Consider the following 25,422-nt stretch of genomic DNA (forward strand, 5'->3'; position numbering starts at 1 on the left):
CCTGAGATGCTTTCCGCGGGTGACCGGTTGCGAACGGGGCGGCATGGTGGAAGAGAACCATGGAACGAGCCGCCGCACGGCGGAACGGAGTCCCTGTCGTCGGGCCGCTTCACGGGAGGCACAGCAATGACGCGCGAATCCGAGTCCGGACTGCCCATCGAACCGGTCTACGGCCCCGAGGCCCTGGCCGGCTGGGACCCGGCCGAGAGACTCGGCGCGCCGGGCGCGTACCCCTTCACCCGCGGTGTCTACCCGTCGATGTACACGGGCCGCCCGTGGACCATGCGCCAGTACGCGGGGTTCGGCACCGCCGTGGAGTCCAACGCCCGCTACCGGCAGCTCATCGCCCACGGAACGACCGGCCTGTCGGTCGCCTTCGACCTGCCCACCCAGATGGGCCACGACTCCGACGCCCCGCTCGCGCACGGCGAGGTCGGCAAGGTCGGCGTGGCCGTCGACTCGGTCGACGACATGCGCGTCCTGTTCGAGGGGATCCCGCTCGACAAGGTCTCCACCTCGATGACGATCAACGCGCCCGCCGCGCTGCTGCTGCTCATGTACCAGCTCGTCGGCGAGGAACAGGGCGTCCCCGCGGACCGGTTGACGGGCACCGTCCAGAACGACGTCCTCAAGGAGTACATCGCCCGCGGCACGTACATCTTCCCGCCCAAGCCGTCCCTGCGGCTGATCGCGGACATCTTCAAATACTGCGGGGCCGAGATCCCGAAGTGGAACACCATCTCGATCTCCGGCTACCACATGGCCGAGGCCGGCGCCTCTCCCGCGCAGGAGATCGCCTTCACGCTCGCCGACGGCATCGAGTACGTCCGCACCGCCGTCGCCGCCGGCATGGACGTCGACGACTTCGCCCCCCGCCTCTCCTTCTTCTTCGTCGCCCGTACGACGATCCTGGAGGAGGTCGCCAAGTTCCGTGCCGCCCGGCGCATCTGGGCCCGGGTGATGCGCGACGAGTTCGGCGCGAGGAACCCCAAGTCGCTGATGCTGCGCTTCCACACCCAGACGGCGGGCGTCCAGCTCACCGCGCAGCAGCCCGAGGTGAACCTCGTCCGGGTCGCGGTCCAGGGCCTCGCCGCGGTCCTCGGCGGCACCCAGTCGCTGCACACCAACTCCTTCGACGAGGCCATCGCGCTGCCCACCGACAAGTCCGCCCGGCTCGCCCTGCGCACCCAGCAGGTCCTCGCCCACGAGACGGACGTGACGGCGACGGTCGACCCCTTCGCCGGCTCGTACGTCGTCGAGTCGATGACCGACGACGTCGAGACGGCCGCCGTCGCCCTCATGACCCGGGTCGAGGACCTCGGCGGCGCCGTCGGGGCCATCGAGCAGGGCTTCCAGAAGGGCGAGATCGAACGCTCCGCCTACCGGATCGCCCAGGAGACCGACTCCGGTGAGCGCGTGGTGGTCGGCGTCAACCGCTTCCGGATCGACGCGGAGGAGCCGTACGAGCCGCTGCGCGTCGACCCGGCCATCGAGGCCCAGCAGGCCGAACGCCTCGCCAGGCTCCGCGCGGAGCGCGACCAGGGCGCCGTCGACGCCGCCCTCACCGCGCTGAAGAAGGCCGCCGAGGGCACGGACAACGTCCTGTACCCGATGAAGGAGGCGCTGCGCGCCCGTGCCACGGTCGGGGAGGTCTGCAACGCGCTGCGCGAGATCTGGGGGACCTACGTGCCCTCGGACACCTTCTGACCTGCGCGATTCCTTCGTACGGGTGAACGAGGGCGGAAGCCGCACGCCCCCGGCTGCGCTCGGGGAGAGCGACCCCTGAACGGGAGGATGCCGTGGCCGTACTGCAACACGAGCTGACGTTGGGCGAAGCCGCCGACCTGCTCTCCCGTGCACTGCCTGGGCACCGCGCGGAGATTCTCCAGGGGAGGCTGACTGCGACACCACCGCCGGACGGCTCGCATGCGCTGTCGTTGTCATGGCTGGTCGTGGCGTTCGATCGGGCGGGTGCCCGGGACGCCGGGCTCAGGTACGTCCAGGGCGTCGGCCTCTGGCTGCCCACCCTGCCCGCCGACTTCGCGATCCCCGACTTCTCGATCGTCGACGAGGACTTCCGCGACGCCCTCGTCCAGAAGAACTGCTACGCCCCGAACGTCTTCCGTCTCGTGGTCGAGGTGACCTCGTCGAACTGGTCCGACGGCCTCGGACCGAAGGTCGAGTGCTACGCCGAGGCCGGCGTCCCCGTCTACGTCGTCGTCGACCGCAAGCACGACGAGGTCCTGCTGTACCGGGACCCGGTCAACGGCAAGTACCCGGCCCCCGAGCGCTACGGGCGGGGGCAGAGCTTCCCGGTCCCGGACGTCGTCGGGGTCGCTCTCGACCTCCCCGTGGACACCCTCCTCGACGGTGACTGAGCCGTGATGAGACGCCCGGACGCGATGTCGTAGACGCGTGCGACACTCCTTTTCATGCTTGGTGTCATCGATCTCCCCACCTATCTCGCGGGCCTCGTCCTGATCGTCCTGCTGCCGGGACCGAACTCGCTGTACGTGCTGTCCGTCGCCGCCCGCCGGGGCGTCCGCACGGGGTACACCGCCGCCGCGGGCGTGTGGTGCGGGGACACGGTCCTGATGACCCTGTCGGCGGCGGGTGTGGCCTCGCTGCTCCAGGCGAACGCCGTACTGTTCAGCATCGTGAAGTACGCCGGTGCGGGATATCTGACCTGGCTGGCGATCGGCATGCTGCGCGCCGCGCGGGCGATGTGGCGGGCCCGACGTGAGCCGGTCGCCGAGAGCGCGGAGACCGAGGAGGCGCCGGGGGAGCGGCCGTTCCGGCGGGCGCTGGTGATCAGCCTGTTCAACCCGAAGGCGATCCTGTTCTTCGTCGCCTTCTTCGTTCAGTTCGTCGATCCCGGATACGCCTACCCGGCCCTGTCGTTCGTCGTGCTCGGTGCCTTCGCCCAGCTCGCGAGCGTGCTCTATCTGACCGCGCTGATCTTCAGCGGGACCCGCCTCGCGTCGGCCTTCCGCCGGCGCAAGCGTCTCTCCGCGGGCGCCACGACCGCCGCGGGTGCCCTGTTCCTCGGCTTCGCGGTCAAGCTGACTCTCGCCAGCGCGTAGCGCTCAGCGGGCGCCGAGGCCCACCAGGGCCGCGTACTCCGCCAAGCCCCGCGCGTCCGTGCCCGCCCAGCCCACGTGGCCGTCGGGACGGACGAGGAAGACGCCGGTCCCGTAGCGCTCGTACGACCCGATCCGCGCGGTGCGGACGCCGGGGAGCTCCGGCAGTTCCGTGTCCGTGCCGACGGTGAGCAGCGTCCAGTGCGTGCCCCGGAACGCGTCGAAGAGACGTACGCCGTCCATGGTTCCGTCGGGGGCGCGGTCGCCCGCGCGCAGCGCCCCGTCCGGCAGGTCCGTACGGGTCTCGACCGCGAGGGAGGAGCCGCGGTAGCCGAGGCCGAGCTGACGGGTCTGGCTGCCGCGCCGGGCCTCGCCGCGGTGGATCCGGGTGGAGAGGCCGAGCATGTCGGCGGCGACGGGATGGCGTTCCTCCTCGTAGGTGTCGAGGAGGGCCGCGGGAGCCTCGCCGCGCAGGACCGCGCCGAGCTTCCAGCCGAGGTTGTAGGCGTCCTGGACGCTGGTGTTGAGCCCCTGCCCGCCGGCCGGCGAGTGGATGTGCGCCGCGTCCCCGGCGAGGAAGGCCCGCCCCGCGCGGAGGCGGTCCGCCAGCGCGGCGCGCGGCCGGAACTCCGAGATCCAGGTCGTCCCGGTCACCGCGTCGGCGGCCAGGTGCGAACGGGCGGCGACGACCTTGCGTACGCCCGCGGGTGAGCTGTCGACCGTGGTCCCGGCCGGGAACCCGGCGACGATCTGGAAGTGGTCCGTGCCCGCCAGCGGGCAGATCGCCAGGAAGCCGTCGCTGTCCCCGCCCGGCGGGAAGACGTGCCAGTGGTCGCGGTCCAGGCCGCTGATCCGGGCGTCCGCCACCAGGATCGGGTCCGGGTCGACGACGCCCGAACCGTCGCTCCCGGCACCGGTCATGCCGATGCCGACGGCCCGGCGGACGGCCGAGCGGCCTCCGTCGGCGGCGACGACGTACCTCGCGCGGACGGTCCCCGCTCCCTCGCGCGAGGTGAAGCGCACGCTCACACCGTCCTCGTCCTGGTCGAGGGCGGTCACCTCCCTGCCGAAGGCGACGCGGCCGCCGAGTCCGGCCAGCCGTGCGTGCAGGATCTCCTGCGTGCGCCACTGGGGCACCATCCACGGCGCGGTGAACGCGGAGCCCGCCTCGCCGTCCTCGGCCGGGTCGAACATCGGGTGCTCGCCCGCCCGCTTGCCGTCCTGCCAGATCATCCCGACCGGGTAGTCGCCGCCCGCCGCGCGGATCGCGTCGAGGACGCCGAGGTCCTCGAAGACCTCCATGGTGCGCGGCTGGAGCCCCTTGCCGCGCGAGCCCGGCGCCAGGCCCTCGCCCCGCTCCACGACGAGCGCGTCCACGCCCTGCCGTGCGAGGTCGACGCCGAGGGCGAGGCCGGTCGGGCCCGCGCCGACGACGAGGACGTCCACGTCAACGGGCGCGGACTGAGTGAATGTCATGCCCATGGTTTTCTCCTTAACGCCGTTAAGTTCAATGGGGCGAGCATGCCCTTAACGGCGTTAAACTGTCAAGCGTGGCTACCCAGAGAACCCAGCGATCCCCCGGGCTGGACAAGAAGCAGGTCGTCGACACCGCGCTGCGGCTGCTCAACGAGACGGGCCTCGACGGACTGACCCTGCGGGCCATCGCCAAGGAGCTGAACGTCCAGGCGCCGGCGCTCTACTGGCACTTCAAGAACAAGCAGGAACTGCTCGACGAGATGGCGACGGAGATGTACCGCCGGATGGTCGACGCCCCCGGTGCGGCCGGGGGTGACGGCTGGCGGGAGCGGCTGCTCGCCGCCAACCGCGGCCTGCGCGCCGCCCTGCTGAGCTACCGCGACGGTGCCAAGGTCTTCAGCGGTTCACGCTTCACGGGCACCCTGCACGCCGTCGAGATGGAGCGGACCCTGACGCTCTTCACCGAGGCGGGATTCACTCTCACGCAGGCGGTGCGCGCGACCTCCACCACGTACCTGTACACGCTCGGCTTCGTCACCGAGGAGCAGGGCGTCCAGCCGCTGCCGGGCGAGCGCCGCGAGGGGTACGACACGGACGAACGCGCCCGCCACATGGCCGACTTCCCTCTGTCGGCGGCGGCGGGCGCGGAGATCTTCGAGGACTACGAGCGGCACTTCGAGGAGGGGCTCGGCCTGATCGTCGCGGGCATCGGGGCGCGCTACGGCATCGGCTGAGCGGTGGCCCCGTCTCTCCGGGACGGGATTCCCCGCCCGGCCGTCGGTCATCGCGGCCCTAGGGGCGCGGCCTCGACAGGGCCGTGCGCAGCTTCGGGGTGAGCCGGTCCTCCACGAACCGGTTCAGCAGCCAGGCGAGCAGCAGCATCGTGGTGACCGTAGCGAGGAACGTGCCGTACGACGGGATGTGCAGGGTCCGGTGGTAGGCCTTGATGACGACCCAGCCCAGGTGCTCGTGGACCAGGTAGAACGGGTACGTCAGGGCACCCGCGACCGTCAGCCAGCGCCAGTTGGCCCACCGCAGCCAGCCCAGCGCGATCGCGGCGACGGCGACGTAGCCGAAGGTGACGACGAGGATGATGGCGTAGGACGAGCGGTCGGAGAAGAACTGCGGGTTCGGGGCGTGCCACAGGCGCTGGACCGCGTAGTGCTGGCCGATCAGCCAGCTCACGCCGACGATGCCCCAGGCGTACGCGTCGCGGCGGTTGCGGTGGACGAGGTAGAGGCCGACGCCGCCGATGAAGTACGGGGCGTACTCCGGCATCAGGACCACGTCGAGCAGGGGTTCGTGCACGCCCTGCGCGACGGCCGCGGCCAGCGTCCAGGCGGCGCAGAACAGGATCACGCGCTGCCGGTTCGCCCCCGGGAGCACGATGCACAGCGCGAACAGGGCGTAGAAGCGGACCTCCGCCCACAGGGTCCAGCACACGCCGAGCACCCGGTCGACGCCCAGCGGCTGCTGGAGCATGGTGAGGTTGACCAGCGCGTCGCTCGGGGAGACCGTCTTGTACGCGACCACGGGCAGGGCGAACACGGCCGTCACGATGACGATCGCGGCCCAGTAGGCGGGCAGCAGCCGTGAGGCGCGCGAGGCGAAGAAGGAGCGCAGCGGCCGGCCCCAGCCGCTCATGCAGATGACGAAGCCGCTGATCACGAAGAAGACCTGCACGCCCAGACACCCGTAGGCGAACAGGTGGTGCAGCGTGGGGAACTGGTGCTTGGGGGAGGTGCCCCAAGCCTGGACCACCTCGCCGTCCCGGCCGCCGTAGTGGTACCCCGCCACCATCAGGGCCGCGACGAGCCGCAGCCCGTCGAGGGCGCGCAGCCGGTTCTCCCGGGGTGCCGCGGGTTTGGGTGCGGCGGACGTCTCGGCAGGTGGCAGGACGGTACGGACCACGGTGCCGGTCGACGTCCCGCGGGCCTCCTCGGGCGTGTCGATCACAAGGTTCCCCTCGATGGGACTCAGCTGGCCCACAGCACGTTAGTCCGATAGTCGGGGATGCTTACGGCCTCGCGAGGCCGGTTCTCCTTCTTGCCCACGGGAGTTCATCTGCGGGTTGCCGTCGCGTCGACGACTCCGCCGGCGGTGGGTGGGTCGGGGCCGCGCCGGTGCATCAGGCCGCCGCTGTCGGGCGGAGAAGTGACGGTTAGTGGCGACGGCCATCGATGTACCGGCACGTCCCCTTCCGCCGGATCCCGGCTGCAAGATCCAGCCCCTCCGGCGTTTGCGGAGCGGGGTCCGGGGCGGAGCCCCAGGGGCCCACCTTTCGGGTGCCGTGCAAGATTTCAGCCCCGGCCGGCGAAAGATTCAGCCCCTCCGGCGATTGAGGAGCGGGGTCCGGGGCGGAGCCCCAGGTACGGGACGGGTAGGGGCGGAGGGGGCGAAGGAAGCTGGGGCCGGCACCCGTGCCGGAGGCGCACGCAAGGGAGCGGGGCCCGGTCGCGTCGACCCGGCCCCGCTCCCTGGTGTTCCGCGCGGCGAGCGCGTCAGCGGCCCACCGCCCGCTTCAACGAGCGCGCCCTCCGGGCGACCCGCCGCACGGTCGCGTTGCGCGGGATGAACGCGAGCTGCGCCGGCACCGCCCCGGGCAGCGCGAGCGAGGTCAGGCGCTTGCGCTTGAAGTAGCGCCAGGTGTCGTCGGTGAGCTGGTGCGTCAGATAGCTCTCGGCCGCCGGACGCAGGTCCGGGTAGATCTTGGGCTGCATCGCGAAGCCGACGGCTCTCAGGAGCCTCGTCAGCTCCGCCACGTCCATGCCGGGGCGCTGCGCGGTGACCGCGGCGCCGTCCGCCAGGTCGGGCAGCAGCGCGTCCACGACGGTCACCGGGACGCGGTTGCTGTTCTCGTACGGAGTGAGCCGTTCCAGCAGCGGGCCGGTCCCGACGCGGGCGACCGGCAGGCCGTACAGCGCGGAGGCCGTGAACAGCGCGGTGGAGAAGCAGCCGACGACCAGCGCGGGCCGCATCCGCTGGTACAGCACCTCGGCGAGCACCGGGGTGTCCAGGACGGTGAGGTCCGCGCCCAGCTTCTCGGCCTCCTTCTCCAGCATCCGCGACCAGCGCGCCGGAGCGGAGGGGTGCGGCTTGAACACCACCCGGGTGTGGCCGAGCGCGAGGGCCCCCTGCAGCATCCGTACGTGGAGCTGTTCCTCCTCCTCGGCGGTGAGGATCTCCAGCGCCGAGAGGTACTGCCCGAGCAGCAGCGCCGGCTCGTCGGCCGAGGGGAGTTCGTCACCGGTGTCGACGAGTTCCGCGAGCACCTTCACGAACGCGTCCGTGGGCACGATCTGCGGCTCCACGCCGAACTCGGTGAGCAGCAGCGGCTTCAGACCGGGCACCAGGTCCAGATGGAGCAGCCGGGTCACCCGGGTGCCGACCAGCGGGTCGATCTTGTTGCGGGTGGGGCCGTAGCTCATCAGGCCGTCGGCGTACACCGTGACGGGCGCACCCATGAAGATCTGGGAGACGCCGAGCGCCGGGTTGACCTGGATCGACTCCACGGCCAGTTCGACGTCGTCGTCGCCGAGGTTCCAGGCGAGCCGCAGATGCCGCTCCCACAGGGGGACGTCGTCAGGGCGCGGCGCCCAGCCGCCCGGGTGGAAGGGGGAGATGGTCTCGTTCCACGAGATGACGTCGTCGAAGCGGCCGCGCAGCCGCTCGAAGCCGGGCATCGTGTCCACCCCGGGTGTCGTCTCCGGCGTCGCCGCGTTGTTGGAGACGAGCAGGATGCGCCGGTCGGCGGGCCCGAAGCTGTCGGTGTCGAGGGCCGCGGCGAGCGTGGCCGTCCCGTACAGCGTGGACGCCATGAAGATCTGGGTGGTCACGCGGCCACCCCCGCGGCGGGCGCGGGCCGTCGGCGCAGCCGGCGCAGCCGGGTGGCGCGCTGGACGTCCATCGAGTCGAGCGCGTCGTCGAGCACGCCCTGCGGCATTCGGCGCAGTGCGACGGCACTCATGGACTTCAGTTTCCGTGCCACCGCCGGCTCGAACCTTTCGATGGATCCCAGGTGATGGGAAATAATCGCGCAATACGTGCGCACGGCTTTGGGAAGGAGTTTTTCCGCGTCCCGGTCCTCGGCGGTTTCCGCCACGACCTGGTCGAACGCCCGAATGAAATCGAGTTGACGCACGTCCCCGATCTGGGTGAGGGAGGAGGCGACGCCACGCCGGTAGAAAACGCCGAGCAGCCCCACCGTGGCGAAGGATTCCGCCTCCCGGTGCAGCTTCCAGATCCACGGCCGGTCCTCGGCCGTGCGCAGCCCGTCGGTGAAGTGGAGCAGTCCCCGGTCGACCAGCCGGCGGTGGTAGACGCCCGCCCAGGCGTAGGCGTAGTCGACGGAGGTGGACCGGTCGGAGGGAAGGATGGCGTCACGGGGATCCATGACGACCCCGCGGCGGCCGTGCGGGACGCGGTGGACGGAACGGGAGCGCGCGGTGCACTGGACATGGTCCGTACGGACGAAGTCGCAGCCCAGATCCTCGATGGCGGACACGAGTTGTTCGTAATATCCGGGGGCGAGCCAGTCGTCCCCGTCCAGGAACGTGAGGTACTCGCCACGCGCCTTGTCGATCCCGGTGTTGCGGGCGGTCGCCAGTCCTCCGTTCTTCTCGTGTCTGACATACACCGCACCCGGGAGCTCGCGCTCCGCGCGCGCGAGGATGTCCGGTGTCTCGTCGCGCGAGCAGTCGTCGACGAGAATGAATTCGAAATCCTGCCGTGCGTTCGCACGCAGGCTCTTCAGGGTGTCGGGCGCATATTGCTGCACGTTGTAGAACGGCACGATGACGGAGAGCTTGACCACCCCTGTGACGTTAGGGGGAAGCCCGGCATTCGTCTTTACCGTTGGTGAGATGCAAGGTGAACGACGCGTGGCGGTACCGTGAACCACGCCGCTTTCTCAGCCGATCCCGGGCTGAACCCCCATTCGTCGACGCGCTGTTAACCGTTTGTTGTATTCGGGTTGGGCCGCTCCTCGAAATGGCTTCCTAGCGTCTAGGACGTGCCAGCAAGTACCTCGAAGCCGCTGCGGGTGGCCGTCCTCGCGGATTCCGACACCCGGTGGAAGTGGGGATCGCTCACCGCGAACCGCATCTCCCCGGCCGGATCGGACATCCGCCTCGACGGATTCCTCCTGCGCGGCCGTGCCACCCCGACCGCCCGCCAGCTCGAAGAGGTCGGCGTCCGCGCGGACTCCCTCCGCGAGGTCACCGCCCTCGAGTTCCTGCGCGAGCTGGGCAAGGAGGACGCCGCCCCTGACGTCGTCGTCCTCGCCCTGGTCGGCGGTGCCGTCCAGGCGGTCCTGCACGGCCTCGCCCGGGTCTGGGAAGGACGCGCGAAGCGGCCCCTGGTCGTCACCGGCTACGTCGGCGTCGTCTACGAGAAGCTCGCCGACGGGCTGCTCCTGCGGCACGGCGCGGACCTCGTCCTCGCCAACTCCCGCCAGGACGCGGACCGGTTCCGGGCCGTGTACGAGGGAGTCGGCGCGGACGCCGGATCGGTGACCGAGGTCGCGCTGCCCTTCCTCGGCGGGGCCGCGTACACCGGGAGCGATCCGTCCGCGAAGGAAGGGCGCAGGCCCCACACGGTCGTCTTCGCCGCCCAGCCCTCCGTACCGGAGAGCCGCAAGGACCGTACGTACCTGCTGGACCGGCTCATCGGTCACGCGCGGCTGCACCCGGACCGCGAGGTCCTGCTCAAGCTGCGCTCCAAGCCGGGCGAACACACCACGCACATCGAGGAACTGCCGTACCAGAAACTCGTGCAGAAGGCCGATCCGCCGGCCAACTTCCGCCTCGTGTACGGGCACATGGGTGAGGTCCTGGACCGCACCGACCTGCTCGTCACCATCAGCTCCACCGCCGCCCTGGAATCCCTGCACCGGCGCATCCCCACCGTCGTCCTCAGCGACCTCGGGGTGCGCGAGGCGCTCGGCAACCACCACTTCGTGGGATCCGGCTGCCTCGCCTCCTGGGACCAGCTCGACGCGGGACACCGGCCGGTGCCCGACCCGGAGTGGGTGGCCCGCCAGGGCGTCGCCGCCGACGGATCGTACGAGACGGCGTTCGACGCGGCCCGCCTGCGCATCACCGAACTGCTCGCCGCGGACGAGCTGCCGCCCCTGACCCCCTACTACACCCCCGTCACCGCGCCCGGGTATCTGCCCGGCATCCTCGCCCGCCACCACCTCGGCCCGGACGGCAGCCCGCTGCCGGGCGCCCCGGCGGCGGACCGGGAACCCAGCCCCGTACGGCAGTTCGTGCGCCGGGCCGCCCGCGGCGCCTACCGCCACGGCGTCCAGCGCGTCGCACCGGTGATCCGGCGGATGGGCGACCTGTGAGCACCCCGGCAGCGGGCGGCCCGCCGCCCCTCGCCCCCCACGCCTTCCTCACCTCCCTCGTCAAGGAGAACAGCGCATGACCAACTCGGAAGCGGGCAAGGCCGCGCCGGTGCGCCGCGTGCTCGCGGTGATCCCCGCGCGCGGCGGCTCCAAGGGCGTGCCCGCCAAGAACCTCCTGCCCGTGGGCGGTGTACCGCTGGTGGCCCGCGCCGTGCGCGAGTGCCGTGCCGCCCGCCTCGTGACGGACGTCGTCGTCTCCACCGACGACCAGGCCATCGCGGCCGCCGCCCGCCAGGCCGGCGCCGAGGTCGTGCTGCGCCCCGCCGCCATCGCCGGGGACACCGCCACCTCCGAGGCCGCCGTCCTGCACGCCCTGGACACGCACGAGGCGCTGCACGGCTCCCCGGTCGACGTGGTGCTGCTCGTCCAGTGCACCAGCCCGTTCATCGTCCGCGAGGACGTGGACGGCGTCGTGGACGCGATCGTCACCGGCGGCGCGGACACGGCGCTGACCGTGGCCCCCTTCCACGGCTTCGTGTGGCGCGACGGGGACGACGAGCCCGCCGCCTCCGTGGCCGCCGGGACCGGACGCGCGGCCGTCGAGGGGGGAGCCGACGTCCTGGTCGCCGACCCCGCCGTCAGCGGCGGCTACGGCGTCAACCACGACAAGTCCTTCCGCCCGCGCCGCCAGGACCGTCCCCAGGACCTCCTGGAGACCGGAGCCGTCTACGCCATGGAGGCCACCGGCTTCCGCGCGGCGAAGCACCGCTTCTTCGGCCGCACCGAACTCGTGCGCACCGACCCGGCCCGCGTGCTGGAGATCGACGACCCGCACGACCTCGCCCGCGCCCGCGCGCTCGCGCCGCTCTTCGACGCGAACCGGCCGGGCACCCTTCCGACCGCCGACGACATCGACGCGGTCGTCCTCGACTTCGACGGCACCCAGACCGACGACAGGGTGCTGATCGACTCCGACGGACGGGAGTTCGTCTCCGTGCACCGCGGGGACGGACTCGGTATCGCAGCCCTCCGCAGGAGCGGACTGACGATGCTGATCCTGTCCACGGAACAGAACCCGGTCGTCGCCGCACGCGCCCGGAAGCTCAAGCTTCCGGTCCTGCACGGCATCGACCGGAAAGACCTCGCGCTGAAGCAGTGGTGCGAGGAACAGGGCATCGCGCCCGAGCGCGTGCTCTACGTCGGCAACGACGTCAACGACCTCCCGTGCTTCGCCCTCGTGGGCTGGCCGGTCGCGGTCGCGAGCGCCCACGACGTCGTGCGCGGCGCCGCACGCGCGGTCACCACCGTCCCCGGTGGCGACGGCGCGATCCGAGAGATCGCCAGCTGGATCCTCGGCCCTTCTCTCGACTCCCTCGACAAGTAAGGAACTTCTCCACCATGAGCACCAACTCCCGTCTGCGCCAGTTCGGTTCGAAGACCGCCGGTCCCGGCCACCCCGTCTACGTCGTGGGTGAGATCGGCATCAACCACAACGGTGAGCTGGAGAACGCCTTCAAGCTCATCGACGCGGCCGCCGAGGCCGGCTGCGACGCCGTCAAGTTCCAGAAGCGCACCCCGGAGATCTGCACCCCGCGCGACCAGTGGGACATCGAGCGCGACACCCCCTGGGGCCGCATGACCTACATCGACTACCGCCACCGCGTGGAGTTCGGCGAGGACGAGTACCGCCAGATCGACGAGTACTCCAAGGAGAAGGGCATCGACTGGTTCGCCTCCCCGTGGGACACCGAGGCCGTCGCCTTCCTGGAGAAGTTCGACGTCCCGGCCCACAAGGTGGCCTCCGCCTCGCTGACCGACGACGAGCTGCTGCGCGCCCTGCGCGCCACCGGCCGCACGGTCATCCTCTCCACCGGCATGTCGACGCCGAAGCAGATCCGCCACGCGGTCGAGGTCCTCGGCAGCGACAACATCCTGATGTGCCACGCCACGTCGACCTACCCGGCGCAGGCCGAGGAGCTCAACCTCCGCGTCATCAACACCCTCCAGGCCGAGTACCCGAACGTCCCGATCGGCTACTCCGGCCACGAGACGGGCCTGCAGACCACGCTCGCCGCCGTCGCCCTCGGCGCCGCCTTCGTCGAGCGTCACATCACCCTGGACCGCGCGATGTGGGGCTCCGACCAGGCCGCCTCCGTCGAGCCGCAGGGCCTGACCCGCCTCGTCCGCGACATCCGCACCATCGAGGCCTCCCTCGGCGACGGTGTCAAGAAGGTCTACGACTCCGAGCTCGGCCCGATGAAGAAGCTCCGCCGCGTCACGGGCGTCGTCGCCGAGGCCGAGATCGCCGCGGCCGCGGGCGAGCCCGTCTCGGTCTGAACGCCCTGAATCCCTTACGACGGGACGGTCGTACGTCGATGAGCCCCCGCGCCGGTTCCGCCGGCTCCCCCACCCTCGCCTTCGTCGAGAGTCCGGTACAGCTCCTGAACGTGCTGGAGTGGGCGCACGCGCATGCCCACAACGGTGCGGCGCCCGGCGCGGGGCTCACCCTCGTCGTCCTGTCCCCCAACGACCCGATGACCCGCGGCCAGCTCCGCCGGATGGCGGAACTGGCCCGCGACGAGGGGCACACGGTCCGCTGGGAGGAGGCGCGCGGCGGCACCACGGCCCCCTTCCACACCATCGGGGGACTGGCGCCGCTGCTGCGCCGGGCCCGGCGGATCGTCATGGGGGACCCGTTCTCCCGCTACGTGCAGCTCCTGCTGACCATCACCAAGGCGCGCGACCTGGTGGTGGTCGACGACGGCACGGCGACGATGGAGTTCGTCTCCCAGCTCGCCCGCGGTGAACGCCTGGTGCGCTGGCACCGGCGCGGCGGCCGCCCCGGCCCGCGGGACGTGCTCTTCGCCCCCGTGTCCGCCTCGGCCCGCCGCCGGCTGACGCCCAGCGGGCGCCGCAGCGTCGAGGTCTTCTCCTCGATGCCGATCGAATCGGCGCCGGACGGCGTCACGGTCACCGCCAACGACTTCTCCTGGACCCGGGCCCGCTTCGGCCCGCCGCGCATCACCAGGAGCGCGGACATGGTCGGCACCTCGCTCGTCGAGACGGGCGTGGTCGACCCGGACCGCTACCTGGACGCGGTCCGCTCGCTCGCCAAGGCGCACGGCGCGACCCGCTATTTCGCCCACCGCCGCGAGAGCGCGGACAAACTCCACCGGCTGGCCGCCGAGACGGGCCTGGAGATCGTCCGTCCCGACCTGCCGCTCGAACTGATCGCACGGCGCGGCCCCATAGGCCGTACGATCCTCAGCTTCCCGTCGACGGTCGTCCACACCCTGCCGCTCGCCCTGGCCGGCACCGAGGTGCGGGTCGCCGTCTGCGACATCGACCCGGCCTGGCTGACGCAGAACGCCTCGCCGAGGGCCCAGGGCTTCCTCTCCGGGGTCACCGGAACAGCCCGGGACGTTTATCGCCTCTCGGCGGTGTCCACCGTCTAGGTCCAGTCACGAGCGTATTCACGCGTGCGGGGTCCGGCGTACGGCGCCGGGCCCCGCCGTTCGTGCCAACGCGCTCCCCGAGCGTCGCCCGGACCGCTGTCCGCCCGTGTCCCCCACGGCGACCGCACCGAACGGTCGTGGGCCGTTCACCACTGCCGCCACGCCGTCGCCCGACCCGGGACCCGCCGCGGCCGCCACCGTCGACCGGCCGCCTGTCCCGTCGGACGGGACCCTCCCCGCCCGCCCGGCGGCGGCTCCCGCAGGGCCGGACGGGCGCGGGCTGCCGGCGTCGGCAGCCACATGGTGCGCAAACGCGCCGCCCGCACCGATGCCCGCCGGACACCGGCACGCGCCGTGGCGGGCCGCTTCGGCTGAGCCGCCCCCGGCCGGACGAGGACACGCCGCCGGCACCCCGGACCCCCTCATGACGGAACGTGACGCGAAAAACGGCCGGGGACGGTCGCCTCGCCGGGATCCGGGCGCGCCGGTGTGAGACCGTGGAGACCGAGAAGGGGAATGAGCCCGGGGACCCCGGGCCTTCTCCGGTGCACATCGGCGGACACCGCCGACGCGTCGGATCACAGCCGGTCACCGCACCCGTTCAAGATCCAAACGCCCGAAGAGCCGGGCGAGTTTACCCATCCTCGTAGCCGACCATGCACCGCGCGGCCAACTTTTCTTCCCCTAACGGGCTGAACTTTTGTTGATCGTGGGTCAGTTGGCCGCCCGATCGTCCTACCCTTCAAAGGGTGAACCAACTGATGTCCCGAGAGTCCGAGGCCGATCTCCCCGGGGAGCCACTGCTCCCGGGCGCGCTGCCCGAGGCACTGCGCGCCGAACTCGTCGCGTTCCGCCGCGACTTGCACATGCACCCGGAGCTCGGCAACCAGGAGTTCCGCACCACCGCGGCGATCAAGGCGCGCCTGGAGCAGGCGGGCCTCGAGCCGCGGGTCCTGTCCATCGGGACCGGCCTCATCTGTGACATCGGGGACGAGAGCGACGTACGCCCGATGCTGGCCCTGCGCGCCGACATCGACGCGCTGCCCATTCCGGACACGAAGAGTGACTGCGCGTACCGCTCGACCGTGCCGGACCGCGCCCACGCCTGCGGCCACGACGTCCACACCACGGTCGTGCTCGGCGCCGGCCTCGTGCTCGCCGACCTGCACGCCAAGGGCCTGCTGCCCCGGCGCGTCCGGCTCATCTTCCAGCCAGCGGAGGAGGTGCTGCCCGGCGGCGCCCCGGACGCGATCGAGTCGGGCGTGCTCGAAGGGGTCGGCCGGATCGTCGGCGTGCACTGCGACCCGAGGGTCGACGCGGGGCGCATCGGACTGCGGCACGGCGCGATCACCTCGGCGTGCGACCGGCTGGAAGTCGCACTCGACGGCGCGGGCGGCCACACCGCGCGCCCCCACCTCACCACCGACCTCGTCACCGCCGCCGCGCGGGTCGTGACCGACGTGCCGGCGCTCGTCGCCCGGCGCGTGGACGCCCGCAGCGGGCTCGCGGTGACCTGGGGCCGCATCGAGTCGGGCCACGCCTGCAACGTGATCCCCCAGCACGCCGAACTGTCCGGCACGATCCGCTGCCTGGACCTCGACGCCTGGCGGGCCGCGCCCGACCTCGTCCACGCGGCCATCGACGAGATCGCGAACCTCTACCGCGCCAAGTCCGAGATCAACTACATCCGGGGCGTCCCGCCGGTCGTCAACGACCCGGCCGTCACCGACCTGCTCCGCGACGCCATGACCGCCCGGCGCGGCGCGCAGTCCATCGAGGACACCGAGCAGAGCCTCGGCGGCGAGGACTTCTCCTGGTACCTGGAGCACGTGCCCGGAGCGATGGCCCGGCTCGGGGTGCGCCGCCCCGGCGACCGCACCACCCGCGATCTGCACCGGGGCGACTTCGACGCCGACGAGCACGCCATCACGGTCGGCGTCGAGATGTTCACCGCCGCGGCCCTGCTGGACCGGCCCGTCTCCTAGGGCCGCCGGTCCGCCGGCTCCGGGGTCGCTCGACCGACCCGCTCCGGCACCGCTCGACCGACCCGCCCCGGGCCGCCGGAGCGGCCCCCGTCCGGGGCCCCGGACGGGGGGCCGGACACGCCCGGGTGAACTCCGGTCGCGTCCCCCACGGCCCCGCAGTAGCGTGGTCGGCAGTTCCTGACAACAGTCACTTTGTGGAGCAGCGACCACCCGCTCCGTCACACGGGGTCCGTTCTGCGGATTCACCGCGTGCGGTCCGTGATGGGCGCTGCGTCCCCGAACACGCCTTTAGGCCGCATGGTTCACAAGGACGTAACCGGCCATCGGCACGAATGGATAACGGCCAGGCGGAACCCCGTTCCCTGGACGGTCTACGCGCGTTAATGTGCGCCGAACTGAGCACCCACTGCGGGGCTTTGGAGAATGGGGAACTTCAGATGCGTCGGATTGCCAGCTTGACCCGGATCGCGGTGGGGGTCGCGTCGCTCGCACTCGCCGCCACCGCCTGCGGCGGTACCAGCAGCGACAGCAACAGCAGCAGCAACAGCAGCGCGAGCGGCGGCGGCAAGGGCCTCGCCATCGCGTACGACGTCGGCGGCAAGGGCGACCAGTCCTTCAACGACGCCGCGTACGCGGGCCTGGAGAAGGCGAAGAAGGAGTTCGGCTACCAGACGGCCGACGTCGAGCCCACCGACAACGAGACGGACGCCGACAAGCAGCAGCGTCTGGAGTCGCTCGCCAAGCAGGGCTACAACCCCGTCATCGGCATCGGCTTCGCCTACGGCCCCGCGCTGGAGAAGGCCGCCGCGAAGTTCCCGAAGACCACCTTCGGTATCGTGGACTCGGTCGTCGAGGGCAAGAACGTCGCCTCCCTGGTCTTCGCCGAGCAGGAGGCCTCGTACCTCGCCGGCGTCGCCGCCGCCAAGGCCACCAAGAGCAACACGGTCGGCTTCATCGGCGGTGTGGACGTTCCGCTGATCCACAAGTTCGAGGCCGGCTACACGCAGGGCGTCAAGGACACCAAGCCCGGCGTGAAGGTCCTCTCGCAGTACCTGACGCAGACCGCCGCCGAGGGTGGCTTCTCCAGCCCCGACAAGGGCAAGGCCGCCGCCGAGGGCCAGATCGAGAAGGGCGCCGACGTCCTGTACGCCGCCGCCGGTCTCTCCGGCCAGGGTGTCATCGAGGCCGCCTCCAAGGCGGGCGTGTGGGCGATCGGCGTCGACTCCGACCAGTACAAGCAGGAAGCGCTGGCGGCGTACAAGGACAAGATCCTCACCTCCGCGCTCAAGGACGTCGGCGGCGCGGTCTACACGCTGTCGAAGTCGGTCCACGACGGCAAGCCGCTGACCGGCACGCAGACGTTCGACCTCAAGGTCAACGGTGTCGGCCTCGCCGACAGCAACCCGAAGATGGGCGAGATCGCCGGTCTGAACGACGCCGTGGCCAAGGCCAAGGCGGCCATCATCGCCGGCGACATCAAGGTCAAGACCTCCTAGTCGTCGCGTGAACCGCGGGTGACGGCGGCGGGCCCCGGTCCGCCTCCGCCCTCCTGGCGGGCGAACACGATCGAAGTACCGTGGAACGGGCGGGCACCCCAGGTGCCCGCCCGTTCCGCCGTCCGCCCGCGATCTCACCCTGCGCCACCTTCCCTTTGCGATCGGCATGTGCGCGGCCCCTGGGCGAGTGGCGTCGAGCACAGCCGCATAACAAGGTGGACAGAAGGGGTTTTCTAGTTGGTCTACGCGCGTTAATCTGCGGCGAAGCCAGCGCCGAAGCTGAACCGTCGGGCGCTGTACGACAGGAGCACATGTAATGCGCCGGGTTACCCGCATCGCGCTCGCAGGCACTGCGACCGCCTCTCTCGCCCTCGCTCTGTCCGCCTGTGGCGGCACCTCGACCTCCTCCTCGTCCTCCTCGGACTCCAAGGGTGGTCACAAGGGCCTCGCCATCGCGTACGACGTCGGCGGCAAGGGCGACCAGTCCTTCAACGACGCCGCGTACGAGGGCCTGAAGAAGGCGAAGAGCGAGTTCAAGTACGCCACCGCCGACGTCGAGCCCACCGACGGCGAGACGGACGCGGACAAGACCCAGCGCCTGGTCTCCCTGGCCAAGCAGGGCTACAACCCGGTCATCGGCATCGGTTACGCCTACGGCCCGGCCGTCAAGGCCGCCGCGGCGAAGTTCCCGAACACCACCTTCGGCATCGTCGACGACTCCACCGTCACGGCGAAGAACGTCGCGGACCTGGTCTTCTCCGAGCAGGAGGCCTCCTACCTGGCCGGCGTCGCCGCCGCCAAGGCCACCAAGACCAACACCGTCGGCTTCGTGGGCGGTGTGGACGTTCCGCTGATCCACAAGTTCGAGGCGGGCTTCGAGCAGGGTGTCAAGGACACCAAGCCCGGCGTCAAGGTCCTCTCGCAGTACCTGACCCAGACCGCCCAGGAGGGTGGCTTCTCCAGCCCGGACAAGGGCAAGACGGCCGCCGAGGGCCAGATCGAGAAGAAGGCCGACGTCGTCTACGCCGCGGCCGGTCTGTCCGGTCAGGGTGTCATCGAGGCCGCCTCCGCCAAGAAGGTCATGGCGATCGGCGTCGACTCGGACCAGTACCTCCAGGAGGCGCTGGCCCAGTACAAGGACTCGATCCTGACGTCCGCGACCAAGGATGTCGCCAAGGCGGTCTACAACCTGGCGAAGTCGGTCGAGGACGGCAAGCCCGAGAGCGGTATCGTTCGGGGCGATCTGAAGTCCGGTGAGGTCGGCCTGGCCGACTCCAACCCGGCCTTCAAGAGCAACACCGCGATCCAGGACGCCGTCAAGGCCGCCCAGGAGAAGATCATCAGCGGTGCGATCAAGGTCAAGACCAGCTGACGAGAGTTACCTCAGGAGCAGCCAATGCGGTCCCGGGGAAGTTCGGGCAAGTCTTCGTGCCGGCCGGCACGGGGAGGCGCCCGTTCTGCCCCGGAGCCGCTTGGTAACCGCGGGGTTACGTCCGCTCAACGGGATACGAGGAGTCTTGCTCCACGTATCCCGTTCTCGCGGCCTGTGGCCCCTTTCGTTGCCGTAGGGGCGCTACGCGCGTAGACGACCCCCTTTCCCTCAGGAGAGTGCGCCATCAACGCGTCCAGCAGCCCTCCGGCCGACGCGGTCAACGGTCAGGTGACCGCTGTCGAACTCGCCGGGATCACCAAGCGATTCCCTGGCGTCGTGGCCAACCACGACATCCACCTCAGCGTCCGCAAGGGCACCGTGCACGCCCTCGTCGGGGAGAACGGCGCCGGCAAGTCGACGCTGATGAAGATTCTCTACGGCATGCAGAAGCCGGACGAGGGCACCATCGCCGTCGACGGCGAACAGGTCACCTTCTCGTCGCCGGGCGACGCCATCGCCCGCGGCATCGGCATGGTCCACCAGCACTTCATGCTGGCCGACAACCTCACCGTCCTGGAGAACGTCACCCTCGGCAGCGAGAAGCTGTACGGGATCGGCGCCAGGGCCCGCCGCAAGATCGTGGAGATCTCCGACCGCTACGGCCTCGGGGTCCGCCCCGACGTCCTGGTCGAGGAGCTCGGCGTCGCCGAACGGCAGCGCGTGGAGATCCTCAAGGTCCTCTACCGCGGCGCCCGCATCCTGATCCTGGACGAGCCCACCGCCGTCCTCGTGCCGCAGGAGGTCGACGCGCTCTTCGACAACCTGCGCGAGCTCAAGGCCGAGGGCCTGTCGGTCATCTTCATCTCGCACAAGCTCGGCGAGGTCCTCTCGGTCGCCGACGACATCACGGTCATCCGGCGCGGTACGACGGTCGGCACCGCCGTGCCCTCCGAGACGACCCCGCGTCAGCTCGCCGAGCTGATGGTCGGCAGCGAACTGCCCACCCCCGAGACCTCCGAGTCGACGGTCACCGACCAGCCCGTGATCGAGGTCGAGGACCTGACGGTCTTCGCCAAGGGCTCGGTGTCGCTGGGCAAGGGCTCCGCGGCCCTGCTCATGGACCAGGTGGAGCGCGGCGCCGTGCGCCTCGTCCTCGACCACGTCTCCTTCACCATCCACGCCGGTGAGGTGATGGGCATCGCGGGTGTCGAGGGCAACGGCCAGACCGAGCTCATCGACGCGCTGATCGGCCTCAAGGCCGCGGACTTCGGCGTCGTCCGCTTCCTCGGCGACGACATCACCGGTCTGTCGACGCGCAAGCGCCGCGAGAACGGCATCGGCTACATCCCCGAGGACCGCCACCGTCACGGCCTCCTCCTGGAAGCCCCCCTCTGGGAGAACCGCATCCTCGGTCACGTCACCGAGAAGCCCAACGCCAAGGGTGTCTGGATCGACATCAAGGGCGCCCAGCAGGACACCCGCCGCATCGTCGAGGAATACGACGTGCGCACCCCCGGCATCGACGTCACCGCCGCCTCCCTGTCCGGCGGCAACCAGCAGAAGCTGATCGTCGGCCGCGAGATGAGCCACCAGCCGAAGTTCCTGATCGCCGCCCACCCCACCCGTGGTGTGGACGTCGGCGCGCAGGCGCAGATCTGGGACCAGATCCGCGCGGCGCGCCGTGAGGGCCTCGCCGTCCTGCTGATCTCCGCCGACCTGGACGAGCTCATCGGCCTGTCCGACACGCTCCGGGTGATCTACAACGGCAAGCTGGTGGCGGACGCGGACCCGGCCACCATCACCCCGGAGGAACTCGGCTCGGCCATGACCGGTGCCGCCTCCGGACACCTGGAGAACGAGGAGCTCGCCGAAGCGGCCGAGCTCGAAGAGCCCGCCGAGAACCCGGCCGACGCCCCGGAAGACGAGGCCCGCTGATGAAGAAGTTCGACAAGGAGCGCCTGCTCCTCGCGGTGGCCGGGCCGGTCATCGCGCTCGTCGTCGCCGTGGCGCTGACCTCGATCGTGCTGCTCGCCTCGGGCAAGAGCCCGATCGAGCCGTACTCGATCATGTTCGAGCAGGCGACGTTCTCCGACATCCAGGTCCTGATCATCAACCAGGCGTCGCTGTACTACATCGCGGCGCTGGCGGTGGCCATCGGCTTCCGGATGAACCTGTTCAACATCGGTGTCGACGGCCAGTACCAGCTCGCCGCCATGATGGCCGCGGTCGTCGGCGCGCACGTCGCCCTGCCGGCCGCGCTCCAGGTCCCGCTGCTGATGCTGACCGCGATCTGCACCGGCGCGTTCTGGGCCGGCATCGCCGGTGTCCTGAAGGTCACCCGCGGGGTCAGCGAGGTCGTCGCGACGATCATGCTGAACGCGATCGCGACCTCCGTCATCGCCTACCTGTGGCTGCCCGACGTCTTCGGCGTCAAGCTCGGCAACAACAACACCACCGGCGAGATGCACAAGTCCGGCTGGATCCCCGGCTTCAACATGGGTGACGCGGGCGAGATCTACGGCCTGGTCATCCTCGCCGTGGTCCTCGGCATCGGCTACTGGATCGTCCTCAACCGCACCCGCTTCGGCTTCGACCTGCGCGCCTCCGGCGCCTCGGAGTCCGCCGCCGCGGCCAGCGGTGTCGACCCCAAGCGCATGGTGCTCACCGCGATGCTGCTCTCCGGCGGCATCGCCGGTCTCGCGGGCCTGCCGATCCTCCTCGGCGACACGCACACGTACAGCCTGAACTTCCCGACCGGCATCGGCTTCCTCGGCATCGGTATCGCGCTGCTCGGCCGCAACAGCCCCGTCGGCATCGCCTTCGCGTCCCTGCTGTGGGCCTGGCTCGACAAGGCCTCGCCCGAGCTGGACTTCCACGGGTACGACAAGGAGATCGCGGTCATCATGCAGGGCCTGATCGTGATCGCCGTCGTCGTCTCCTACGAGTCCGTGCGCGAGTGGGGCCTGCGCCGTCAGCAGCGCCGCGTCGGCGCCGAACTCGCCGCGGGCAACGTCCTCGGCGGAAACGACAACACCGAGAAGGAGGTGGCGGGCCGATGACCACCGCAACCGACGTCAACCAGCCCACGGTGCAGCCCCCGGCCCCCAAGAGCCGCCGGATGTCGCTCCCCGTCCTCCTGCTGGTGATCGCCGGCGCCCTGGCGCTGACCTCGATCGTCCGCATCATCACCGGCGCCGACGGCATCACCAACGTCAGCCAGATGTCGACCGCGCTCGAACTGGCCGTCCCGATCGGTCTGGCCGGTCTCGGCGGTCTGTGGGCCGAGCGCTCCGGCGTCGTCAACATCGGCCTCGAAGGCATGATGATCCTCGGCACCTGGTTCGGTGCCTGGGCCGGATACCAGTGGGGCCCCTGGACCGGTGTCCTGATCGGCATCATCGGCGGCGCCGTCGGCGGCCTGCTGCACGCGATCATCACGGTCACCTTCAACGTCAACCACATCGTCTCCGGTGTGGCCATCAACATCCTCGCGCTCGGCGTCACCCGCTACCTGTCCCCGCTCGCCTTCGTGGGCGTCCAGGGCGGCTCGGCCAAGCAGTCCCCGCCGGTCGAATCGCTCGGCCAGTTCACCGTGCCCGGGCTCTCCGACTGGCTCACCACCCTGAACTCCAAGGGCTGGTTCTTCATCTCGGACATCGCGGGCCTGCTCGGCGGTCTGGTCACCGACGTCTCCTGGCTGACGCTGATCGCCATCGCGCTGATCCCCGCCACCTGGTGGATCCTGTGGCGCACCGCGTTCGGTCTGCGCCTGCGGTCCTGCGGCGAGAACCCGGTCGCGGCCGAGTCGCTCGGCGTGAACGTCTACAAGTACAAGTACATGGCCGTGATCATCTCCGGTGGTCTCGCCGGTCTCGGCGGTGTCTTCCTCTCGATCGTCGCCAACCCCTTCTACCTGGAGGGCCAGACCGCCGGCCGCGGCTACATCGGTCTCGCGGCGATGATCTTCGGCAACTGGATGCCCGGCGGTCTCGCGCTCGGCGCCGGACTCTTCGGCTACACCGACAGCCTCAACCTGCGCGGCGGCTCCGAGAACGTCCACGCCCTGCTGCTCCTCGGCGCGATCCTGCTGGTGATCGGCGCGATCTGGCTCTCGGTCAAGAAGAAGTACGTGTCCGCCGCCATCACCGTGGTCATCGGCGGCCTCGTCTTCCTCTGGTACTCCGCGACCGACGAGGTGCCCAGCCAGATCGTCTCCGCCACGCCGTACGTCATCACCCTCCTCGTCCTCTCCCTGTCGGCGCAGCGCCTGCGCATGCCGAAGGCGGACGGCCTGCCGTACCGGAAGGGACAGGGGAAGTGACGGCCGCCGGCGCGGAGTCCGCGGACGTCGACTGGGAGGAGCTGCGGGAGGTGGCCCGTACGGCGATGACCCGCGCGTACGCCCCCTACTCGGACTTCCCGGTCGGCGCCGCCGCCCGCGTCGACGACGGCCGGATCGTCTCCGGCTGCAACGTCGAGAACGCCTCCTACGGCCTCGGCCTGTGCGCCGAGTGCGGTCTGGTCTCCGAACTGCGGGCCACCGGAGGCGGCCGGCTGACGCACTTCACGTGCGTCGACGGGCAGGGCGAGATCCTCGTCCCCTGCGGACGCTGCCGGCAGCTCCTGTTCGAGTTCGGCGGGAACGAACTCATCGTGGAGACACCGCGCGGGCTCGTCCCCCTGTCCGAGATGCTGCCGCAGGCCTTCGGGCCGGGCCATCTCACCAAGTAATGCCCCGCGGCCCCTCCGACCGGCTGACGCCGGGGAGGGGCCGCTCATCTTTCGGAAGGAACGCCATGGCCATGGACGCCGTCTCCGTCATCCGCACCAAGCGGGACCGCGCCGAACTCAGTGACGCGCAGATCGACTGGGTCATCGACGCGTACACCCGCGGCGAGGTCGCCGACTACCAGATGGCCGCCCTCAACATGGCGATCCTGCTCAACGGCATGAACCGCCGTGAGATCGCCCGCTGGACGGCCGCGATGATCGCCTCGGGCGAGCGCATGGAGTTCTCCTCCCTGTCCCGTCCGACCGCCGACAAGCACTCCACGGGCGGCGTCGGAGACAAGATCACCCTTCCGCTGGCCCCGCTCGTCGCCGCCTGCGGTGCCGCGGTGCCCCAGCTCTCCGGCCGCGGCCTCGGCCACACCGGCGGCACCCTGGACAAGCTGGAGTCCATCCCGGGCTGGCGCGCGCTGCTGTCCAACGAGGAGATGCTGCACGTCCTCGACACCACGGGCGCGGTCATCTGCGCAGCCGGCGACGGACTGGCCCCCGCCGACAAGAAGCTCTACGCGCTGCGCGACGTCACCGGCACCGTCGAGGCGATCCCGCTCATCGCCTCCTCCATCATGTCCAAGAAGATCGCCGAGGGCACCGGCTCGCTGGTCCTCGACGTGAAGGTCGGCACCGGCGCCTTCATGAAGACCATCGAGGACGCCCGCGAACTCGCCTCCACGATGGTGGGCCTCGGCACCGACCACGGTGTCAAGACGGTCGCGCTCCTCACCGACATGTCCACGCCGCTCGGCCTGACCGCGGGCAACGCCCTGGAGGTCCGCGAGTCGGTCGAGGTCCTCGCCGGCGGCGGCCCCGCCGACGTCGTCGAGCTCACCGTCGCCCTGGCGCGCGAGATGCTCGACGCCGCCGGGATCAAGGACGCCGACCCGGCGAAGGCACTCGCCGACGGCTCCGCGATGGACGTGTGGCGCCGCATGATCGCCGCGCAGGGCGGCGACCCGGACGCCGCGCTGCCCACCGCGCGCGAGACGCACGTCGTCAACGCCCCGGCCTCCGGCGTGCTGACCCGCCTGGACGCGTACGACATCGGGATCGCCGCCTGGCGCCTGGGCGCCGGACGCGCCCGCAAGGAGGACCCGGTGCAGGCCGGCGCGGGCGTCGAGCTGCACGCCAAGCCGGGCGACACGGTCACGGCGGGCCAGCCCCTCATGACCCTGCACACCGACACCCCGGACCGCTTCGAGTACGCGCTCCAGTCCGTCGAGGGCTCGTACGACATCGCCGCGCCCGGCACCGACTTCAAGCCCAGCCCGATCGTGCTGGACCGCATCGCCTGACCCGCGGTCTCCTCATGCGGGTGAACGGGACCGGTGGACCTCCACCGGTCCCGTTCCGCGTGCCGCACGCCGGTGACGCCCCGGCCGGACGGACCGAGCGGTCTCACCGGCCGCGGCGTTCGCGGGGCC

General features: G+C 70.8%; 20 protein-coding genes. 16 read left to right on the plus strand and 4 right to left on the minus strand.

Annotated elements, in window-relative coordinates:
- The first annotated feature begins 126 nt into the window (after positions 1-126).
- The 3 genes from ACFYYF_RS07080 (at position 127) to leuE (ending at position 3,083) form a co-directional block, all read left to right on the plus strand.
- Positions 127-1,707 carry a methylmalonyl-CoA mutase gene (locus ACFYYF_RS07080; RefSeq protein ID WP_388772229.1) on the plus strand — a complete coding sequence of 527 codons (1,581 nt, stop codon included), beginning with the start codon at positions 127-129 and terminating at the stop codon, positions 1,705-1,707.
- A 92-nt stretch (positions 1,708-1,799) separates the two neighbouring features.
- Positions 1,800-2,378 carry a Uma2 family endonuclease gene (locus ACFYYF_RS07085; RefSeq protein WP_388772232.1) on the plus strand — a complete coding sequence of 193 codons (579 nt, stop codon included), beginning with the start codon at positions 1,800-1,802 and terminating at the stop codon, positions 2,376-2,378.
- Positions 2,379-2,432: 54 nt separating this feature from the next.
- The gene (gene leuE, locus ACFYYF_RS07090) at positions 2,433-3,083 is read left to right on the plus strand and encodes a leucine efflux protein LeuE (protein WP_388772235.1); all 651 of its coding nucleotides are present in this window, start codon (positions 2,433-2,435) and stop codon (positions 3,081-3,083) included.
- Positions 3,084-3,086: 3 nt separating this feature from the next.
- Here leuE and ACFYYF_RS07095 read toward each other — a convergent pair whose 3' ends face one another.
- On the minus strand, positions 3,087-4,556 hold the full coding sequence (locus ACFYYF_RS07095; protein WP_388772237.1) for an FAD-dependent monooxygenase: 1,470 nt from the start codon (positions 4,554-4,556) through the stop codon (positions 3,087-3,089).
- Between the two features lie 74 nt (positions 4,557-4,630).
- On the opposite strand from ACFYYF_RS07095, the gene ACFYYF_RS07100 reads away from it, so the two are divergent.
- The gene (locus ACFYYF_RS07100; RefSeq protein WP_388772240.1) at positions 4,631-5,290 is read left to right on the plus strand and encodes a TetR/AcrR family transcriptional regulator C-terminal domain-containing protein; all 660 of its coding nucleotides are present in this window, start codon (positions 4,631-4,633) and stop codon (positions 5,288-5,290) included.
- 58 nt (positions 5,291-5,348) lie between these two features.
- Here the strand turns inward: ACFYYF_RS07100 and ACFYYF_RS07105 are convergent, their stop codons facing one another.
- The 3 genes from ACFYYF_RS07105 to ACFYYF_RS07115 form a co-directional block, all read right to left on the minus strand.
- On the minus strand, positions 5,349-6,512 hold the full coding sequence (locus tag ACFYYF_RS07105; RefSeq protein ID WP_388772243.1) for an acyltransferase family protein: 1,164 nt from the start codon (positions 6,510-6,512) through the stop codon (positions 5,349-5,351).
- 545 nt (positions 6,513-7,057) lie between these two features.
- On the minus strand, positions 7,058-8,392 hold the full coding sequence (locus tag ACFYYF_RS07110; protein ID WP_388772245.1) for an alpha-2,8-polysialyltransferase family protein: 1,335 nt from the start codon (positions 8,390-8,392) through the stop codon (positions 7,058-7,060).
- Positions 8,389-9,369 (minus strand): glycosyltransferase family 2 protein, encoded by a 981-nt coding sequence (locus ACFYYF_RS07115; protein ID WP_361694897.1) that lies wholly within the window; start codon positions 9,367-9,369, stop codon positions 8,389-8,391. Before ACFYYF_RS07115 ends, ACFYYF_RS07110 begins: the two co-directional genes overlap by 4 nt.
- A 198-nt stretch (positions 9,370-9,567) precedes the next feature.
- On the opposite strand from ACFYYF_RS07115, the gene ACFYYF_RS07120 reads away from it, so the two are divergent.
- The 12 genes from ACFYYF_RS07120 (at position 9,568) to ACFYYF_RS07175 (ending at position 25,293) form a co-directional block, all read left to right on the plus strand.
- On the plus strand, positions 9,568-10,905 hold the full coding sequence (locus ACFYYF_RS07120; RefSeq protein ID WP_388772247.1) for a DUF6716 putative glycosyltransferase: 1,338 nt from the start codon (positions 9,568-9,570) through the stop codon (positions 10,903-10,905).
- Between the two features lie 76 nt (positions 10,906-10,981).
- The gene (locus tag ACFYYF_RS07125) at positions 10,982-12,289 is read left to right on the plus strand and encodes a cytidylyltransferase domain-containing protein (protein ID WP_388772249.1); all 1,308 of its coding nucleotides are present in this window, start codon (positions 10,982-10,984) and stop codon (positions 12,287-12,289) included.
- 14 nt (positions 12,290-12,303) lie between these two features.
- Positions 12,304-13,242 carry an N-acetylneuraminate synthase family protein gene (locus ACFYYF_RS07130; RefSeq protein WP_361694903.1) on the plus strand — a complete coding sequence of 313 codons (939 nt, stop codon included), beginning with the start codon at positions 12,304-12,306 and terminating at the stop codon, positions 13,240-13,242.
- Between the two features lie 38 nt (positions 13,243-13,280).
- The gene (locus ACFYYF_RS07135) at positions 13,281-14,360 is read left to right on the plus strand and encodes a hypothetical protein (protein WP_388772252.1); all 1,080 of its coding nucleotides are present in this window, start codon (positions 13,281-13,283) and stop codon (positions 14,358-14,360) included.
- A 761-nt stretch (positions 14,361-15,121) separates the two neighbouring features.
- Positions 15,122-16,345 carry a M20 family metallopeptidase gene (locus ACFYYF_RS07140; RefSeq protein ID WP_361691469.1) on the plus strand — a complete coding sequence of 408 codons (1,224 nt, stop codon included), beginning with the start codon at positions 15,122-15,124 and terminating at the stop codon, positions 16,343-16,345.
- Positions 16,346-16,782: 437 nt separating this feature from the next.
- Positions 16,783-17,841: a BMP family ABC transporter substrate-binding protein gene (locus tag ACFYYF_RS07145; RefSeq protein ID WP_361691466.1), complete on the plus strand. Its 1,059-nt coding sequence runs from the start codon at positions 16,783-16,785 to the stop codon at positions 17,839-17,841.
- A gap of 316 nt (positions 17,842-18,157) precedes the next feature.
- Positions 18,158-19,213: a BMP family ABC transporter substrate-binding protein gene (locus ACFYYF_RS07150; RefSeq protein WP_365480515.1), complete on the plus strand. Its 1,056-nt coding sequence runs from the start codon at positions 18,158-18,160 to the stop codon at positions 19,211-19,213.
- A gap of 288 nt (positions 19,214-19,501) precedes the next feature.
- On the plus strand, positions 19,502-21,148 hold the full coding sequence (locus tag ACFYYF_RS07155; RefSeq protein ID WP_361691460.1) for an ABC transporter ATP-binding protein: 1,647 nt from the start codon (positions 19,502-19,504) through the stop codon (positions 21,146-21,148).
- Positions 21,148-22,272, plus strand: coding sequence for an ABC transporter permease (locus tag ACFYYF_RS07160; RefSeq protein WP_361691458.1), 1,125 nt, complete (start codon positions 21,148-21,150; stop codon positions 22,270-22,272). The genes ACFYYF_RS07155 and ACFYYF_RS07160 overlap by 1 nt, the downstream gene beginning before the upstream one ends.
- Positions 22,269-23,534, plus strand: a complete 1,266-nt coding sequence (locus tag ACFYYF_RS07165) for an ABC transporter permease (RefSeq protein ID WP_361691455.1) — start codon at positions 22,269-22,271, stop codon at positions 23,532-23,534. The genes ACFYYF_RS07160 and ACFYYF_RS07165 overlap by 4 nt, the downstream gene beginning before the upstream one ends.
- On the plus strand, positions 23,531-23,944 hold the full coding sequence (locus ACFYYF_RS07170; protein ID WP_388772257.1) for a cytidine deaminase: 414 nt from the start codon (positions 23,531-23,533) through the stop codon (positions 23,942-23,944). The genes ACFYYF_RS07165 and ACFYYF_RS07170 overlap by 4 nt, the downstream gene beginning before the upstream one ends.
- 65 nt (positions 23,945-24,009) lie before the next feature.
- Positions 24,010-25,293: a thymidine phosphorylase gene (locus tag ACFYYF_RS07175; RefSeq protein WP_388772259.1), complete on the plus strand. Its 1,284-nt coding sequence runs from the start codon at positions 24,010-24,012 to the stop codon at positions 25,291-25,293.
- The last annotated feature ends 129 nt before the right edge of the window (positions 25,294-25,422 follow it).

Source organism: Streptomyces sp. NPDC001914, from assembly GCF_042891215.1.
Taxonomy (GTDB): Bacteria; Actinomycetota; Actinomycetes; order Streptomycetales; family Streptomycetaceae; genus Streptomyces.

What these genes read in the sequence shown, in the direction of transcription:
- ACFYYF_RS07125 (WP_388772249.1), top strand. Translation starts at nt 10,982, where the DNA reads ATGACCAACTCGGAAGCGGGCAAGGCCGCGCCGGTGCGCCGCGTGCTC.
- ACFYYF_RS07140 (WP_361691469.1), top strand. Translation starts at nt 15,122, where the DNA reads ATGTCCCGAGAGTCCGAGGCCGATCTCCCCGGGGAGCCACTGCTCCCG.
- ACFYYF_RS07150 (WP_365480515.1), top strand. Translation starts at nt 18,158, where the DNA reads ATGCGCCGGGTTACCCGCATCGCGCTCGCAGGCACTGCGACCGCCTCT.
- ACFYYF_RS07145 (WP_361691466.1), top strand. Translation starts at nt 16,783, where the DNA reads ATGCGTCGGATTGCCAGCTTGACCCGGATCGCGGTGGGGGTCGCGTCG.
- ACFYYF_RS07080 (WP_388772229.1), top strand. Translation starts at nt 127, where the DNA reads ATGACGCGCGAATCCGAGTCCGGACTGCCCATCGAACCGGTCTACGGC.
- leuE (WP_388772235.1), top strand. Translation starts at nt 2,433, where the DNA reads ATGCTTGGTGTCATCGATCTCCCCACCTATCTCGCGGGCCTCGTCCTG.
- ACFYYF_RS07130 (WP_361694903.1), top strand. Translation starts at nt 12,304, where the DNA reads ATGAGCACCAACTCCCGTCTGCGCCAGTTCGGTTCGAAGACCGCCGGT.
- ACFYYF_RS07175 (WP_388772259.1), top strand. Translation starts at nt 24,010, where the DNA reads ATGGCCATGGACGCCGTCTCCGTCATCCGCACCAAGCGGGACCGCGCC.
- ACFYYF_RS07135 (WP_388772252.1), top strand. Translation starts at nt 13,281, where the DNA reads ATGAGCCCCCGCGCCGGTTCCGCCGGCTCCCCCACCCTCGCCTTCGTC.
- ACFYYF_RS07095 (WP_388772237.1), bottom strand. Translation starts at nt 4,556, where the DNA reads ATGACATTCACTCAGTCCGCGCCCGTTGACGTGGACGTCCTCGTCGTC.
- ACFYYF_RS07160 (WP_361691458.1), top strand. Translation starts at nt 21,148, where the DNA reads ATGAAGAAGTTCGACAAGGAGCGCCTGCTCCTCGCGGTGGCCGGGCCG.
- ACFYYF_RS07165 (WP_361691455.1), top strand. Translation starts at nt 22,269, where the DNA reads ATGACCACCGCAACCGACGTCAACCAGCCCACGGTGCAGCCCCCGGCC.